The sequence below is a fragment of the Peribacillus psychrosaccharolyticus ATCC 23296 genome, from assembly GCF_000305495.1.
Lineage (GTDB): Bacteria > Bacillota > Bacilli > Bacillales > DSM-1321 > Peribacillus > Peribacillus psychrosaccharolyticus.
In genome coordinates this window covers 59,417-76,481 of record NZ_AJTN02000205.1, presented here as the reverse complement: position 1 = coordinate 76,481, position 17,065 = coordinate 59,417, and the positions used below count along the sequence as shown (strand labels likewise).

The following is a 17,065-nucleotide window of genomic DNA, read 5'->3' as shown; positions in this document are numbered from 1 at the left end:
TTCCCCAGTCGCTCCGGTGACTCCAGTTGCTCCTGCTTCCCCAGTTGCTCCGGTTACTCCTGTTGCTCCTGCTTCCCCAGTCGCTCCTGTAACTCCAGTTGCTCCTGCTTCTCCGGTGGCTCCCGTTACTCCTGTTGCTCCTGCTTCTCCGGTTGCTCCTGTGACTCCAGTTGCTCCTGCTTCCCCAGTTGCTCCGGTGATTCCAGTTGCTCCTGCTTCTCCGGTTGCTCCTGTGACTCCAGTTGCTCCTGCTTCCCCAGTTGCTCCGGTCGCTCCTGGATCTCCTGTGGCTCCAGTTGCTCCTGCTTCCCCAGTTGCTCCTGTAACTCCTGTCGCTCCTGCTTCCCCAGTTGCTCCGGTCGCTCCTGGATCTCCGGTGGCTCCCGTGGCTCCCGTCAATCCTGGTGTACCTCCCGTGGCTCCGGTCGCTCCAGTTGGTCCTGTTGGACCAATCGACGTCGTAATTGAAGTTACTTGTTTTAGTTTGCTATCTAATAGTAGTTCTTTTTGTATAGCCATTGAGAGAGTATCTTGAACACTTGAATTGACTTGTAAAATTTCTGCTAATGTTGCTGGCGAGGTCAAACCAGGCAAAGTACCAAGTGCATATTGAATTTTTTCCCCTTCAGCATTAATAATGTGAGCCAGTCCTAGCTCTTCCATCGCAATGGAGGCTAAGAGCAGATTAATCACATCATCCCTTGTGATTGATATAATGGGTGAAATATTCGGTATATTTGGATTAGACATTCACTTTCTCCTTTAATAATTATTGAACAATCTTGGTGTAATACAAGTTATCAAGACTTGTTCTATCTGTAATTTATTCATGGTGTTTAAAAAGGTATAAGCTTATGCCACGGGTTTTTATAAAAATCCAATTAATCGTATATACCACTTAACTCATTTCACGTTAAGGGATATCTTACTCAATTTATTTAACTATTAAAGTATGTTCGCTCTTAATAAAGAATTAGTGAGAATGAAAAGTGAGGATTTGCTCGGAGATTGATTAAATAGGTTGTATTTATCATGACTAAATCCTGGCTTTCAATAGTACTAGTTACATTTAAAATAGCGGAAAAAAAACTTAAAAATAGAAATCTTCAAGTTTTTTTTACCACTCATATTCAACATTATTTTCTACAGAGTATGACCATAGTAACGGTTGTTTCAATATCATTGGATTGTATAGCTAGTTCACCATTGTATCTATTGACAATTTCATTAACAATAAATAATCCCTGACCTCTTACTTTCCCAGGTACCATTTTTTTTGTGGAGTAGCCGCTTTTAATCAGTTCTTCTTGATTGATGCTTTCAATCTTGGATCCAGTATTCTTCACTACAAATCCATAATTGTCTGGATTCTTCTTACAGCAAATTGTAATTCGACGGTCTTTCTCTGGTATTTCACATGATGCTTCTATAGCGTTATCAATAACGTTAGATAATAATTTTATTAGATCGGTTGTTTTCATTTGATCGAATTCATCATCGGATAGGTCAATGGCTATATCAATATTGTTGTTTTGAGCTGTTAATCTCTTTGTTTCCAAGAGGACTGCTAACCCAGGATTTTTCACTTGCAGCTTAACAGATTCAATGGAATGTATATCTTCTGACAAAGCGGTTAAATAATTCAAAGCTTTATCATGTTCTTGAAGTTTTAATAACCCGTGAACAACTTGAATATGGTTAGATACATCATGTCGAAGAGATTGAACGGACGCAAGCAGTGACTGAATTTCTGAATGATAGGTAACTTCTGTTTCGACAATTTCCTTGTGCAGCACCATTTGGTACCATTTGTTGAGTAAAAAAAAGAAAACTAATACAAGAATGACAAGTAAGCCGTTAATAAATAGATTTGACATACTGCTCTTCAGAACTTTTTCACTTATATCATTAATAACATCAATACCAACATCTATGGCTAAATAGCCTATTACCTCTGTCTGATCATTAATTGGTACCCCGACAGTAAGGTACTCACCATAAACAGCATCAGAAATTATATCTGTGGCAAAACTTTGTCCTTGATAGGCAAGAGAAACTTGTTCTTCAGGTACTGTGCATTCAACACTAATCGGGATTGCTTCTAATTCACTCGGGATCGCAGCAATCATAGCTTTTGATATTTTTGGATTATCAATCTTTAGCGTATACACATGTAGAGCTCCAGTTGTTTTTCTAGCATCTTCTAAAAAGGTTTTGATCATTTGGTATTCCTTATTTTTTTCTGGATTTTCCAAAAAGATCTTATAAGTTTCTACATCTAATGAACGGGCTAATGTCTCTGCTATTTCTATATTTTGATTTGCGATAGCCTTTTTTGCAGATTCTTTTATTCCTATGTAAGATATGTAGACATTAAGACTCATAAATAAGAGCATGATTAGAACAGATAGAACGATAATCGATTTTAATTTTTTATTTTTCATAAAGACTTTTACCTCGTTTTTCACAAACATAAATATAGTTTACTATATTTATGTTTATAGAACAATCAATTCCGAGTTAACAAGTCAGGATACAGCCTTTTATAAGGAATACTGATGAAAAAAACAGAAAAAGCATCGTTTCAAGTCCTTTTAAACGCCAAATCACTTGTGTGATGTCTGCAAGTGTCTACTAATCTTAATGATTAGATGAAAATATTTTTTTAAGTTTTTGCCAGATATTGAGAACTTCAGGTTGAACTTGCTTGACAGGCTTATTCTGTTTATTTAGGATGCCCTTTTTAGTTGCTTCCTTTAGCCAGATGGGAAATTCATTTAATAGTAACTCATATAACTGTTTATCAGGGATCGTGCTGATATTTTCAATTTGAATAAAGTTGGCATTATCTACATAACGACCTTCCATTTTATCTAACTGCTTAAGAAAATCAAAGTTTCCGTTCCCAATCCCTACGAATTGCCAAAAAATCGGTTGATTAGAGGCACCTTCAATAATTGGTTTAATCGTCTTCTTTACTCCACCATCATTAATAAAAACGATATAAGCCGGATCAACACTTGGATCTTCTGCTATATATTTCTTCATTACATCCTTCATTACAGGTACTTCATCGTTTCGTCCGAATTTATGTATAGAATCATTGTTGAGTATTTTTCTATCTACATATCCACTGAGATCCTTTTCATCTACTGAATCTAACCGGGTATATTCATTATCGTAAACCCAAACATCCAGTATACCGTCATCATCGAATTGGGAGGCAATGGCAAGAATCCTCTCTACCACCTCTTGAACCGTTCCGTTATTATACATTTTTCTCATTGAACCTGTTAAATCAAGTACTAAACCCACTCTGGCCTTTACTTTAGTTAATTGTTTCTTTTCTAAAACAATTCGCACATTTTTCTTTTGTAAATCGATTGTTGACATATTAACCCCTCATGATTTCCTACATCATTATTTCTACCACTAAATGCACCCATAAAAAGATAAGGCTTTTTAAGTACTCGATATATTGAATACCATTTGTGATGCCAAATATAAGAAGAAGCGAATTGCTTCGCTTCAGATGGTGCTTATTTTAACTTGATTTTCTGCAGGCGCAGGGCATTCAATACAACCGATACGGAACTAAATGCCATTGCAGCCCCTGCTACCCATGGGGCAAGCAGACCTATCGCAGCAATTGGTATGCCTATTACATTATAGGCAAATGCCCAGAAAAGGTTTTGCTTAATATTCTTCATTGTTTCCCTGCTCATTAAAATTGCATCCGCAATACTATTTAAATCGCCACTGATAAGCGTAATATCAGCTGCTTCCATTGCAATATCCGTTCCTGTCCCAATAGCCATACCAATATCAGCAGATGCCAGCGCGGGTGCATCATTGATTCCGTCTCCAACCATCGCTACTCTCTTACCAGCTTGCTGAAGTTTCGTGACTTCTTCTGCCTTTCCTTCGGGAAGGACTTCGGCAATCACATGGTCGATCCCCACATCTTTTGCAATCGCCTCCGCGGTACGCTTGTTGTCACCTGTAATCATAATCACGTCTATATTCATTGATTTTAAGCGGACAATAGCATCCTTTGAAGTACTTTTCAACGTATCGGCGACAGCAATTAGTCCGGCATAATGACCATCAATGCTGACCAGCATCGCTGTTTTCCCGCCGTTTTCTAGCGTTTCCATTGTAATACCAGCTGTTCCGGTTTCAATCTTATTTTCTACCATCAGTTTCCGGGTACCGATTAATACTACCTTTTGATCGATTAACGCCCGAACACCATAGCCAGGCAGTGCTTCAAAATCAGCAACTATTTGTAAGTCCACATCTTTTGATTGAATCCCCTGGACAATCGCTTTTGCTAGTGGATGTTCGGATTGTTTCTCGGCCGTCCCCACAAAAGATAGGAATTCTGTTTCTTTCCAGGGTCCTTCGATGATTACATCCGTTAATTCTGGTTTACCGTTTGTCACCGTTCCTGTTTTATCCACGATGACCGTATCAATATGATGCGTGGTTTCTAGATGTTCGCCGCCTTTAAATAGTATACCAAATTCTGCTGCCCGTCCTGAACCTGCCATAATAGAAGTGGGTGTAGCCAAGCCAAGTGCACAGGGACAAGCAATTACTAGGACAGCAATCATGGCTTCCAAGGCGTCTGTAAACTCTCCCGGATGGACTAAAAGAAACCATATCAAGAATGTTACAAGAGCGATACCAACAACTACAGGTACGAAAATGCCAGATATTTTATCTGCAAGTCGTTGAATAGGTGCTTTCGAGCCTTGCGCTTCTTCTACCACTTTAATAATCTGTGCAAGAGCTGTTTCGCGGCCAATTTTTGCAGCGCGTACTTTTATGAAACCATTCTTATTAACCGTTGACCCGATTACTTCATCGCCGATTATTTTATCAACTGGTATGCTTTCTCCAGTTAACATAGATTCATCTACAGCCGAATTTCCTTCAAGAACAATTCCATCCACAGGAATCTTTTCTCCTGGTTTAACTACAAGAATATCGTCTTTGATGACGTTTTCTAATAAAACTTCGATTTCTTTGCCGTCTTTGATAACTACTGCTGTTTTAGCCTGTAAATTCATGAGTTTCTTAATGGCTTCTGAAGAGCGTCCTTTTGCTTTTGCTTCGAATAATTTACCAAGAATAATTAACGTAATTAACACGGCACTCGTTTCAAAATATAATTGTGCTGAATGGTGACTATTTTGATAGATAATTGCTTGATAGACACTATAAAAATAAGCAGATGAAGTTCCGAGAACGACTAATACATCCATATTGGCACTTTTATTCCGTAATGCCTTGTATGCGCCCATGTAAAACTGCCAGCCAATTAGAAATTGAACAGGTGTAGCCAGAGCCATTTGCACAAATGGATTCATTAAAAAGTCCGGCAGATAAATAAAAGAGGTGAAGGAGAAATGGCTCACCATCGCCCATAATAATGGAAAAGACAGTACCGCAGATACTATTAATTTGGTCGTTTGTTTTTGAATTTCCTTTTGGCGATAGTCACCTGCCTCTTTGGCATCATCAATAATCGCACCGTAGCCAATCTTTTCAATACGTTGAACAATCTCTTTCGCTGATGTCTGAGCTGGATTATATTCAACCGTTGCTTTTTCAATAGCCAGGTTGACTCCAGCAAATGATACTCCTTCCATTTTGTTGAGTACCTTTTCTATTCGTGCTGAACAAGCTGCACAGGTCATGCCGGTAATGGCGAAGTCACGCTTCTCCTTAACCACCTCATAACCGAGATCAAGTATCTTTTGTTCTAGCTCTCCAGTACTTATTTGGCTGGAATCATAATGAATCGTTGATCTTTCGAGAGCTAGATTAACATTTGCTTCTTCCACACCTGGCATTTTGTTTAATCCTTTCTCAATTCTTGCTGAACAGGCTGCACAGGTCATGCCTTTTATTTGCATAGTTGCTTCCTTTAATGAATCAGCCATGATTCCCACACTTCTTTCTTAACTAATTAAAAAAGGACGACATGCGTCCCCTTTACTTACTTAACTTCATATCCTTGATCATCAATTGTCTCTTTTATTGTATCAAGACTCAATTTTTCAGATTCAAAAGCAACCTCGACTTTACTTGTTTCTAAGTCAACTTTGACTGAATTCACTCCATTAAGCTTTCCTACGTTTTCTTCTACAGCTTTTACACAATGCCCACAAGACATCCCAGATACATTCAAAGTTACGTTTTCCATTCTCTTCACTTCTCCTTTATTTTTTCATTAATTTTTGAATCGTAATTAGTACTTCATCGACAACATCTAAGTCGCCTTCATTGATTCGATCTACGACACAGCTTCTCATATGCCGGTCAAGTAAGAGCTTTGCCACCCCATTGAGGGCTGCCTGTGTTGATGCAATTTGATTAATCACATCGTCACAGTACGTATCTTTCTCAATTAATCCTTTTATACCTCGGATTTGACCTTCTACTCGATTAAGACGGGTAATTAAATCCTTTTTTGTTTTCTCGGAATGATGACTTTTCCTAGTTTCATCATCCGTAGTACAGCAAGCACTATCGTCCGATGACAGCATCTCTAAATCCATTTCACTCACCCCTTATTCATATAGTAGCATACCCCCCTACCCTATGTAAACCGATATATCTTATTACCTAATCTGCCCTATACTCGTTCATAATATGGTTGGCTTTTATTGCTTTGCAGCAAAAAAAAAAGACTGTCGGTAGTACCTGACAGTCTGACCAAGATTACTCGGCTTTATTTAACGGTACTACAAACCCCCGATTTACTTTTGCACATGTTTTTAAAAATTCCTTATCCTTCACGATCTTCACCATAAATTCATTTGCATTTTCTTGTAGTTTCATCAACTGCAGTGGTTCCAAATCATTGGCAAAGAAAACAAGCTCGGTTGTATTGTGGTGATGATCTGTAAAGTAAGCAGCCAGCGTAAATACCCATTTTGTTGATCCGCCCTTAAAGCCTGCATGCTTCAACCACGTTTGATTACGCGGGTTAGTCATGGCTGTTTCTACTATTTCATCCAAAATATCCTGCATGTTTTTAGGAAGAACTGTTTTTTGATTGATGAGTTCCAGCAAGTGAAGATAGTCCGCCGTCGTTCCACCTGGAAGACGGTCCGACCATATTCTCTGCAGATTTTCTGACATAGGCATAACCTTTTGTTTCAACTCCTGTAGCTTACCATCAGCTAGTTCGGTCGTAAGTTGCCCAGCAAGTAACACATACTCATCTTGAGACATCTTCGTCAGCTTGTCTAAAACCTGTTCGTTTTCGTATTGTTCTCCTAAATAAGCTGGAATCATGACTGCGGTACAAAAATGGTACAAGTCATCATGTTCTCGAAGATTTAACAAGGTTAGCTGCTGATTAATCGCATCAAGTCCCAGCCTGCGCAATAAATACTCTGTATTCGCATTAGAACTGAATGCCATCATCCCTTTTGCTACTTCAATTAGGTTGACATGGCTATTATGAATAAGTTGTTGTTGTCTTATTTGACTCAGCCATTCGGGATGTGCCTCTCCATCCGTACCCGGAATGTAAAATAAATCAAGCTCAGTCAACGAGATTTGTTCATTCTTGTCCAATAGTCCCTCGGAAACCTGACGAGCAAATTCTATCGCAATTAGTAATTTTACTGTGCTTGCGAGCGGCATTTTTTGATGATTATGTACCGAACATTCTTCGTTTCCATTCTGTTTTAATGAGAAAGAAAAATTGGTTCCCGGTTGATGCATATATGTATGAAAATACTCTGGCTCTGTCTTTTTAGACTGCTTTCGGATTATGATGATTGCTACTGTGAACATAGACATAATCATAACCACAATAACCCCAATTGCTATGACCACCTGCCTCCACCCCTTTTATTCTATATTGAAACACTTACTTTTCCAGGTTTTACATAAAAAAAGAAGGCTATATAGGCCTTCGTTTGATTTTATTCGTAGTACGTCAGCGTACGATTTTAATCTCATCATGATCATTTTGTTTCACTTCATTTGTGAAAATCAATCGAGTGTGAAAGCGATAGCTCAACACATCTGAATGGTGAAGCTCTATCGGCAGTTTGTAAGAGAATGGGAATTCACACATAGAATTGGGATCAATAACTTTAGACATTAAGATCGTAGTGGCTGCTTCCACCATTGTCTCTTGATTGGTTTCATTGTTTTTAACAATTAAATCGCATTCTAACCGTTTTATTTTTTGTTTCACCCAGCCGCCCTTAAGATAAAAACACCCTTTTACATTTGCACCAGGTAAAAATTCAGTTTCATGAAGTACCAAATCAATCGAGGCCGAGCCGATTTTTAAAAAATTCATACATTTTGTTAACAAGTAAAATGAACCTCCATTATTACTGTCTGCATGGAAGCAGTACAGGTAAAACCCTTCATTACAAATGTTTTCTTATAAGTCATATACTGTTGGATAAGCATATTCTAGTATGTGGAATTAAGAAAGTCAACAAAGATTTATCTTGCGGCAGCTTTTCACATTGAAAATAAAATCTGATCGAACAGGTTTAAAAAAATCTGCTTCCGGTAATAATATATACGCAACTACAATTGCGATTTACACAAGTGCTAGGAGGCAACAATAATGGAACGTGGTAAAGTAAAATGGTTTAACAGTGAAAAAGGCTTTGGATTCATTGAGCGGGAAGATGGCGACGATGTATTTGTACACTTCTCTGCTATTCAAAGTGAAGGATACAAATCGCTTGAAGAAGGCGAAGAAGTAACCTTCGAAGTTGAACAAGGCCAACGAGGCCCACAGGCTACTAACGTACAAAAAGCCTAATTCATAAAAAAAACAGACTCTCGTTTGAGAGTCTGTTTTTCTTTTTCTTGCTTTAGTTAATGCTGTTTATTGGGAAGTTTAAATTCCGGATGACCTTTTCCTTGACGTTTTTGATTCTTTTTCTGTTTTTGCTGCTGTTCCACGACTTTCTTGACAAACTCATTCGTACTATCCATCCTTACCCCTCCTTTAGTGAATGGTCTTACTTTAACCATTCACACTTTAAACCATACAAACTTAGAGGTAAGACAACTCAGTAACACAATTCCACCTCAACCCAGCCCCTAACACTATTGATAAACCAGATGTTAGATGCTCGCTGCAAATCATCCAGCGTGACTGTTTTTTCTACGATTTGTTTTGTCATCAAAAGCTCTTCCCTAAATGTTCCCGGCAAGAGTCCGTTATGTACTGGTGGTGTTACAAATTCATTATTAATCTCTAGTACAAGGTTACCATTTGTAAACTCTGTTAGTTCCTTTTTCTCGTTATAGAGAAGAACATCAAAATAATCGGGAAAGCTCGCTTGAAAAGCTTGATATATTTGTCGATTAGTTGTTTTATGATACAGAAACGGATTATCTTTATTCGTAGGAGTATCCGCCAATATTACCTTTTTCACTCCACTCAGCTGTTCAAGATCGGTACATTCTATTGAAGCAATTCCAGCCTTATTAATCAGCAGACGCACTTTTTTCAGGCCTGTCCGACACTGTTGCGCAAATAGATTTAATTCATTACGAATGTCGATAAGTTGAATCTTAATCCCAAAATAGTCAGCCGTTTTCATCAGCCGTTTTAAATGATGCTGAAGCAAATAATACTGTCCATTCTCGAGTTTAATGGTTTCAAGAAGTTGAAAGTCGGGAGTAATAGTTGAGAGTAACGATGCCTTTAGATAGGCTTCTTTGTATTCTTCTTTAATCTCTGAATCCCAAGTAATTCCTCCACCTGCGCCATATTCCAGTTCGTCAGCTTCAGTATTGAGTACGACAGTCCGAATGGGGACATTGAAAACCGCTTCTCGATTGGGCGTTAGATATCCAATTGCCCCACAATAGATTCCACGTGGAGATTGTTCAATCGCTGCAATAATATCCATCGTACTTATTTTGGGAGCACCTGTTATCGATCCACACGGAAACAGAGCTTTAAATAAATCAATAAACGTAACTGAAGGATTTGTTTTGGCACGGATGGTTGACGTCATTTGCCACACAGTCGGATATTGTTCAATTGTTAGCAGCTCATCGACATGTACCGATCCATTCTCTGCGATTATCCCTAAATCATTACGCAGTAAATCGACAATCATAAGATTTTCTGCTATGTTCTTTTCTGACAGACGGAGCCATTCCTTTTGCCTCTCGTCTTGTTCTTTTGAATAACCTCTTTTTACAGTGCCCTTCATAGGACGTGTGGTAATCATATCGTTTTTCCAATTAAAAAAAAGCTCTGGAGACGCTGATAGAATGGTTATATCGCCGATATCTAAATAAGCACTATAAGCGGAGTTCTGCGCCTTTGCCAAATCTTGATAATAAGCAAAGGAATCTCCACTAAAAGAAGAGTGCAGCTTCATTGTGTAATTAACTTGATAGGTATCACCGCTTTCAATTTTTTGTTTAATTTTTTGAAAGCCCTGCTCATAGTCAGCTGCGCTGGTATCGCTTTGCCAATTTGTCGTTTCATAACGAGCGGTATCATATGTCAAACCTTCTCCATTGACTGGTGTTTCAAATATTCCAAACCAGATAAGCGGCACGTTGCCCCCCTCTTTTACTTTAAAAGAAGAATCAAAGGCGGGAGCTGCTTCATAAGACACAAAGCCTGCAGCATAATAGCCTTGATCCAGTTCTTTTTGAACCCTATTCATCACTTGCAGTACTTCATCTAACTGATCAGTTTGGTGAATTCTAATAGGCTTCGTAAAAAGCAGTGATTGACCGTTAAACTCAAATAAAAGCGTTGCCGTTGTTTGTGTATTCAAAAACTTCTTCCTTCCTTTTCGAGATTCCATCTACTACTAGCTGTATCGTAACAAAAATTGGTCCATTCTGCTCGAATGAACGTTCTTCTCATAAAAAAAAGAGCCGTAAAAGCTGGCTCCTAGGGTTCCTTTTACTCCTTAATGACTCATGGGAAATAGACAGACTTTAGATGGTTTAGCCTTAGAAATACGGTTGTTCCATTTGCATTGACTAATTCGATGCATTGTTCTTCAATCTGTTTCAGTAAACCAATTTTCTGCATCTCTCCTCCTCCATCAAATACGGCTAACCCGCCTATTTCTTTCTTTAACTGTTCCTCTAGAGAACGAACTAACGGCCCAGATGAAGGCTTTACTGGTAGTTTTTCGTTCGTAAGCGTATAGGGATTAATGTTTTGACTGTATGGGGTCAACCATTTTAAATGTGACAGTGATATATACATCGTTTTATAAACCGGCGAATAAAAAACAATATAGTCTGTAAGCACTTGAATAATATAGCCATGATAGGTCAGGTTGCCTGTAACATATACTTCGGAGAATACTCCCTTCGCATTGGTTAACATACTGCGATAAGATAATATTTCTGTGTCTTCTACTAATGATTTTTCTTCTGTACTCTCTGTTTGTTCATCTTTATTCGTATTAAGCTGAATTCGATGAACATGCAGCAAGGGAATATAATAAAACGCTTGTCCATTATATAAGACCAATATGTCTAGTCCTACATCTGTTAGTATCCCTGTGAAGAAACTTTTGCCTGACAGTTCAATGTCTACATTTTCTCCTATCAGCGTTTTCATATTTCTCACGTATATCTCCTCCCGCCGTTTAGGCAAATATAAATTGCACCCAATAATAGAGTAAAAATAGCGTCAATAGTGTGGTTACTGGTATAACCACCAGTGAAATGGATAAATAATCTCTCCAATAAATTTTTATTTTGTTTTTCTTTAAAATATCCATCCATATGAGCGAGGCTAATGTACCAATTGGCAATAATAACGAGCCAAAATCACTACCGATAATATTTGCTAGATAAATCGTTTTTAACGTGACTGGATCTAAACCCATTTCTGTTAAGGTAATGGTACCGATCATTAAAGCTGGATGATTATTAAAGATATTTGATAGAACAGAAACCAAACTGCCCATAATTAACGTGGCTTGGAATAAACCTTGATTAACAATTGGTTCAAACCACTCCACCAGCATGGTCGTTAAACCCGCATTTTGCAGTCCATAAATAATGACATACATAGAAAAAGCGAAAACAAGGATATGCCAGGGCGTTTTTTTCAGAATATCAAATGGACTTGTCCGTAAATGATACCATCTCCAAAACAACATAATCAGTGATCCAGAAACAGCAACCATTTCAATCGGTATTCCAAAATACGATGCGGCGAAAATCAAACATCGAATAAGAAGCACAAAAAGCAAGACCCTCGTCATCAATTTGGTCCGTTTTCGTTTTGTTTCAACTGATAGTTTTCCTTTCAAGGGATGGAAGTGTTTACTAAAAAATGATTCTTCGATGTCATTAGCAATTCCAGGAAGTGTTTTGGGCAATCGATTTTTAATGACCATATACATGAGCCAAGACATAAATAACAGTCCAAGTGTCGCCGGGACAAACATCATGGCTGTATGCATATAGAGACTCATATCAATGATTCTCAAAGCAATCAAATTAACAATATTGCTGACTCCAATCGGTGCACTTGAAGCGGTGGCAATTAACGCACCCGAAATTAAATAGAGAATTTGCTGATGCGGTTTTATATGGAGTTTCTTTAAAAGAAGAATTAAAATCGGTGTCGTAATTAAAATACTCCCATCATTATTGAATAAAAGGGTCATCAAAAAACATAACAGTTGTATATTCCAGTATAACCGGTGACCCGATTGCTTTGATAAATTGACCAGCCTTGTTGCTGCCCAATGAAAGAATCCGAAACTTTCAAGAATAACAGCCATAACAATCGTTGCGATAATCGTGACTGATGCCCCTCCGATTTTCCCCATGATATCGATTAGGTCAGTGCCTGTTACTACCCCTCCCACAATTAAAACGGCTGCACCAATCGAAGCTGGCCAAGCTTCATTTAATCCTTGAGGTCTCCATAAGATCACAATCATGGTTAGAATGAACACCCCTATACTCATAGCCATTATGAAGTTCATGATTGTACTCCTTTCTCTTAATAGATCCCTGCCATTTAACACGGCATGTCCATTACCCTACTAAGATATTCACCGCTATAGAAAAGGGGAAGGTTATATGTCCAAGCTCGTTTAAATGTACGTTTGTTAACGCAGTGTATTTGTCCCTTAAAGAGGAATGTCCATAAAACAAATCAACCCCACGATTATTCCAATAATTGGTATAATAAAGAAAAGGTTTTTTGGAGGGAATACGATGAAGAAGTATCTGATCACTGGAGTGGTATTACTTGCAATCGATTTAGCAATTCTACTGTTTTTCTGGGAGTGGCGAATGCTGCCAGCCATTACGGCTATAACTGCTTTTCCATTTATTTTTCTAGCGGGATTTATTACAGGGGCATATAAGGATCCAGATCATTACCATCTGGATATACAGGAATCAAGCAGTTCACGTAATAAAAAAATAAGGTTAGCTACCCGGATTTTAGCGATTGCCCTCCCAAGCTTTCTTGTGTGTGTCCCCTCTTTCATTTTCTATTATTGGTAAAGTGATGAATGTGAGGTTTGCCCCAATAAAAAAGAGCGGCCATTGGCAGCTCTTTGAAGGCAACTATTTCTAAATTAAATGTCATTTTCTCTAAATCTTCCTGACTTAATTCGAAATAAAAATATTGAAATTCTCAAGTATTCTTTCTTTACGAACAGACTTCGGAATGGCAACGATGCCTCTTTGTGTCAGCCAACGTAAAACCACCTGTGCAACTGATTTATTATGCTTTTCACCAATTGAAACTAATGTTTCGTTTTGGAACATGTTATTTTTTCCTTCAGCAAATGGACCCCAAGACTCTAGTTGGACATTATGCTCTTTCATCTGTTTGGCGCTTCCTATTTGTTGGTTAAAAGGGTGGGTTTCAACCTGGTTTACAGCAGGAACAACGTCAGTATGAATAATGAGATCTGTTAAACGATCCATATAGAAATTGCTAACCCCAATAGCTCTAATCTTACCTTCGTGATACATTTCCTCCATCGCACGCCATGAACCGTATACATCGCCAAATGGCTGATGTATTAAATACAAATCCAGATAGTCCAATTGCAATCGTTCGAGTGAACGGGCAAATGCTTCTTTCGTGTTATCATACCCTGCATCCTGAACCCAAAGTTTCGTCGTAATAAACAATTCTTCTCTTGCCACACCGCTCCGTATAATAGCTCTGCCCACAGCTTCTTCATTTAAATAAGAGGCAGCTGTATCAATTAAACGATAACCTGCCGTAATCGCTTCATAAACAGCTTGTTCACATTCTTTTTCATCTTGAATTTGAAAAACTCCAAAACCGAGAATAGGCATTTCAACACCATTGTTTAAGATGATTTTTTGCGTACAAGTTCCCTCCTCACGCCTCGATCTTCATAAATAAAAATACGCATCCAGTAACAAAAAGAGCCATCACATATTGGACAGCTCTTTTGATTAACCTATTAGTTTACTTCGTAGCCTGCATTTTTCCATGCAGTTGTTCCACCTTCAATGTACGCAACATCTGTGAATCCCATTTGATGAAGAAGGTAAGCGCCTAGAGCCGCTTGTCCACCAGCACCGCATGTAACTAAAACAGGACGATTACGATCAGCTAATTCACTTTCTCTCATTTGTTCTGGCAGTTCAAGATCTGCACGAATGCCCAGCATTCCTAGTGAAATATTCAAGCTGCTAGGAATTAATCCACATGCTCCAGCATCTTTTGCATCTTGTACATCAATTACTAATGTGTTCGGATTTTCTTGAATTTTTTCACGAGCTTGTGCAGAAGTAACACCTGGTACATTTTCACGTGCTTCCCCAACCATTTGCATAAACGTTTTTGCCATTGGTAAAACCTCCATATTCAACTAGTAATTCTACTTAACTATAATACATTTACACATAAAAATGAAATTCCAGGTATTTTAGATGAAATATCCATATAAAAAAGTTATGGTTTTGTGATAAAGAACGGCAGAGAGTCGACTCCAACGATTCGAGCATAGGTGAAAACCTGTCCTTTATGATGGATTTCATGATCAATCGCAGTTGAAAGCCAATTAGCGCCTGTGTCTTCCATTTCATTGATCTCTATCGTCATCCCCAAGTTCTCTGCAGATAAACCTTGAAAGCTCTGAAGCGTTTTTTCTGTTGCCTGATTGAAATAACTTCTTAATTCATCCATCGAATGTGCATCCATGGGTGCAGAAGAGGTAAAAGGGTTGTTCTGAACCTTTGCTAAAAACAAATCAAAGGACACCGTTATATGGATTACTAACGCACTCAACGGCATCCCCCCATCCCAAGGGGAAAAATGAAGATATTCGTCATCGATTCTTTTTTAGTACTTCTTGAAGGACGTGCCGATGTCTTTCCCAGCGCTTTTGTAAATCAGCAACACTTTCCATTTCATTTCCCTCCCTTAATTTTAATGTTTCAATTTGTTTTGAAGGTCATTGGATAAAACATACCCATTGTTTGCTCGGTAAGGTAGTTTTGTAGCCCAAAGAATCCAACAAATCAGCAATGGCTGAAAGATTAGTCTTACCCATAAAGCCCATGGAGGGCTAGATTCAAAGCCAGGTGCAGGAATGCTGGCAAATGCAGCATAAATATTAGCAGGAAAAATCAGCACTAAATACCATGCGATGACCACTCCTGTTTTATGACGAATGCTAGGTATGAAAAGAAAAATAGCTAAGATCCATTCAAGCACACCAGTGAGATAAATAATCGCTGCTCTCCACGGAATAAAATCCGGAAGCATGGCAGTAAAACCCTCTGCCTCGGTAAAGTGGTAAATGCCCGCAGCGATAAATACAAAAGAAAATACAATCAATCCGAATTTCCTTGGTAGTGAAGCAGATGAATTAGACATTTTCAGCACAGCCTTTCTTAGTAGTAATATGAAGATCACCGCGATGGCTATTCTTTGTCAATTCTTCGACAGATTAGGTTATACAGACAGCGGCAAATATACTTCTACAGTTGTTCCTTTACCCGCTGTACTGTTTAATATGATTTTTCCATTATGATTTTCAATAATTTGCTTTGTCAGCATTAATCCAAGTCCTGTTCCTTTTTCTTTCGTTGAATAATACGGCTCAAACAATCGGTCTTGTCTTTCTTCTGTTAACCCGCAGCCTTTGTCAATGATGGTTAATAAAAGTTGGTTTTCATGAGTTTTTTTGAGTGTGATATAAATTGTTTTATCTTTCTCGCTTGATTCAATCGCATTTTGAATAAGATGTAAAAGCACTTGCTTAATTTGCTGTGCATCACACATTGCTGTTATTTGCGAAGTAAGAGTTGAATGAATCGTAATATTTTTTTGTTCTAATTCTTGTTTCATACTGTGAATAACAGAATGAACCAGCTCATTCATACAATTTTCTGTAATTTCGATGTATTCTTTTGGCTTCGCCAGGAACATGAAATCATCTACAATTAAATTAATTCTTTCTAGCTCAGAAACAATAATCCCTAAGTATCTTTCTTTGTCTTCATTTTCGATACTTTCTTGCAGCATTTGGGTGAAACCAATAATAGACGTTAAAGGATTTCGAATTTCATGAGCTACACCCGCTGCCAATTGCCCGACCAGCGAAAGTTTTTCAAGAATTTGTCCGTTTATTTCTTTCTTTCTCTTTTCTGTTACGTCAATAGCAGTTCCAGTAATTTCAATGACTTCTTTTCCAGCAAATTTAGGACTCAACGATGTAAGATAATAATGACCATTTAACTTTCCTTCATAACTACCATCATAACTACCATGTGCTCCTCCCCAGACTTTTTCATATATCACTAATTTCTGAGCTGCAACTTCCTCAGATAAAAACTCTTTTAGTTCTTTCCCAATTATATCATCAGGACTAAATCCAAGTTTTTGAAGAAACTCCCCTTCAATAAACGTATGAATAAAGGTATCTTCTTTTTTAACTACCTTAAAAACAAAGCCATTTTTCCGTGGAAGCAAATCGCGATAATTTACTACATTGGTCACTGTATTCATGGGTAATCCTTCCTCAAAAAACCATAGTTAATTACTAACATTTTCGAT

Annotated in this window: 18 protein-coding genes and 1 pseudogene; 2 read left to right on the top strand and 17 right to left on the bottom strand. The window is 38.1% G+C overall.

All coding sequences use genetic code 11. The features are described from left to right. The 8 genes from WYK_RS14220 to WYK_RS14185 form a co-directional block, all read right to left on the bottom strand. A partial coding sequence (locus WYK_RS14220; RefSeq protein ID WP_040375132.1) for a collagen-like triple helix repeat-containing protein occupies positions 1 to 750 on the bottom strand: 750 nt, incomplete at its 3' end. A 386-nt stretch (positions 751 to 1,136) separates the two neighbouring features. Then, the gene (locus tag WYK_RS14215) at positions 1,137 to 2,444 is read right to left on the bottom strand and encodes a sensor histidine kinase (RefSeq protein WP_040375131.1); all 1,308 of its coding nucleotides are present in this window, start codon (positions 2,442 to 2,444) and stop codon (positions 1,137 to 1,139) included. A 196-nt stretch (positions 2,445 to 2,640) separates the two neighbouring features. Further along, a complete protein-coding gene (locus WYK_RS14210) occupies positions 2,641 to 3,393 on the bottom strand; it encodes a vWA domain-containing protein (protein WP_051387527.1) in 753 nt (250 codons plus the stop codon). A 146-nt stretch (positions 3,394 to 3,539) separates the two neighbouring features. Continuing rightward, a complete protein-coding gene (locus WYK_RS14205) occupies positions 3,540 to 5,951 on the bottom strand; it encodes a heavy metal translocating P-type ATPase (protein WP_040375130.1) in 2,412 nt (803 codons plus the stop codon). A 56-nt stretch (positions 5,952 to 6,007) separates the two neighbouring features. Beyond that, positions 6,008 to 6,214, bottom strand: a complete 207-nt coding sequence (gene copZ, locus WYK_RS14200; RefSeq protein ID WP_040375129.1) for a copper chaperone CopZ — start codon at positions 6,212 to 6,214, stop codon at positions 6,008 to 6,010. A gap of 16 nt (positions 6,215 to 6,230) precedes the next feature. Beyond that, a complete protein-coding gene (locus WYK_RS14195; RefSeq protein WP_040375128.1) occupies positions 6,231 to 6,569 on the bottom strand; it encodes a metal-sensitive transcriptional regulator in 339 nt (112 codons plus the stop codon). A gap of 163 nt (positions 6,570 to 6,732) precedes the next feature. Continuing rightward, positions 6,733 to 7,860 (bottom strand): serine hydrolase, encoded by a 1,128-nt coding sequence (locus WYK_RS14190; RefSeq protein WP_051387525.1) that lies wholly within the window; start codon positions 7,858 to 7,860, stop codon positions 6,733 to 6,735. A 103-nt stretch (positions 7,861 to 7,963) separates the two neighbouring features. After that, entirely contained in the window at positions 7,964 to 8,350 is a 387-nt protein-coding gene (locus WYK_RS14185; protein ID WP_051387524.1) for a sporulation protein, read from the bottom strand. 264 nt (positions 8,351 to 8,614) lie between these two features. Between WYK_RS14185 and WYK_RS14180 the strand changes: the two genes are divergently transcribed. Next, positions 8,615 to 8,815, top strand: a complete 201-nt coding sequence (locus WYK_RS14180; protein WP_040375127.1) for a cold-shock protein — start codon at positions 8,615 to 8,617, stop codon at positions 8,813 to 8,815. A gap of 56 nt (positions 8,816 to 8,871) precedes the next feature. Here WYK_RS14180 and WYK_RS23995 read toward each other — a convergent pair whose 3' ends face one another. The 4 genes from WYK_RS23995 to WYK_RS14165 form a co-directional block, all read right to left on the bottom strand. Further along, positions 8,872 to 8,991, bottom strand: coding sequence for a DUF4023 family protein (locus WYK_RS23995; RefSeq protein ID WP_081704892.1), 120 nt, complete (start codon positions 8,989 to 8,991; stop codon positions 8,872 to 8,874). Between the two features lie 77 nt (positions 8,992 to 9,068). After that, on the bottom strand, positions 9,069 to 10,805 hold the full coding sequence (gene pabB / locus WYK_RS14175) for an aminodeoxychorismate synthase component I (protein ID WP_040375126.1): 1,737 nt from the start codon (positions 10,803 to 10,805) through the stop codon (positions 9,069 to 9,071). A gap of 146 nt (positions 10,806 to 10,951) precedes the next feature. Further along, a complete protein-coding gene (locus tag WYK_RS14170; RefSeq protein ID WP_407951469.1) occupies positions 10,952 to 11,608 on the bottom strand; it encodes a DUF2642 domain-containing protein in 657 nt (218 codons plus the stop codon). 28 nt (positions 11,609 to 11,636) lie between these two features. Continuing rightward, a complete protein-coding gene (locus tag WYK_RS14165) occupies positions 11,637 to 12,992 on the bottom strand; it encodes an arsenic transporter (RefSeq protein WP_040375124.1) in 1,356 nt (451 codons plus the stop codon). A gap of 235 nt (positions 12,993 to 13,227) precedes the next feature. On the opposite strand from WYK_RS14165, the gene WYK_RS14160 reads away from it, so the two are divergent. Continuing rightward, positions 13,228 to 13,521 carry a DUF5316 family protein gene (locus WYK_RS14160; protein ID WP_040375123.1) on the top strand — a complete coding sequence of 98 codons (294 nt, stop codon included), beginning with the start codon at positions 13,228 to 13,230 and terminating at the stop codon, positions 13,519 to 13,521. An 82-nt stretch (positions 13,522 to 13,603) separates the two neighbouring features. On the opposite strand, the pseudogene WYK_RS14155 reads toward WYK_RS14160, so the two are convergent. The 5 genes and pseudogenes from WYK_RS14155 to WYK_RS14135 all read right to left on the bottom strand — a co-directional run. Beyond that, a pseudogene (locus WYK_RS14155) lies at positions 13,604 to 14,331 on the bottom strand (aldo/keto reductase); the annotation flags it as partial. Positions 14,332 to 14,462: 131 nt separating this feature from the next. Further along, positions 14,463 to 14,852 (bottom strand): rhodanese-like domain-containing protein, encoded by a 390-nt coding sequence (locus WYK_RS14150; protein WP_040375122.1) that lies wholly within the window; start codon positions 14,850 to 14,852, stop codon positions 14,463 to 14,465. A 104-nt stretch (positions 14,853 to 14,956) separates the two neighbouring features. After that, positions 14,957 to 15,340 (bottom strand): DinB family protein, encoded by a 384-nt coding sequence (locus WYK_RS14145; RefSeq protein ID WP_268870062.1) that lies wholly within the window; start codon positions 15,338 to 15,340, stop codon positions 14,957 to 14,959. Between the two features lie 93 nt (positions 15,341 to 15,433). Further along, positions 15,434 to 15,883 carry a DoxX family protein gene (locus tag WYK_RS14140; RefSeq protein WP_051387519.1) on the bottom strand — a complete coding sequence of 150 codons (450 nt, stop codon included), beginning with the start codon at positions 15,881 to 15,883 and terminating at the stop codon, positions 15,434 to 15,436. A 78-nt stretch (positions 15,884 to 15,961) separates the two neighbouring features. Further along, positions 15,962 to 17,017, bottom strand: coding sequence for an ATP-binding protein (locus WYK_RS14135; RefSeq protein ID WP_051387517.1), 1,056 nt, complete (start codon positions 17,015 to 17,017; stop codon positions 15,962 to 15,964). Positions 17,018 to 17,065 lie beyond the last annotated feature (48 nt).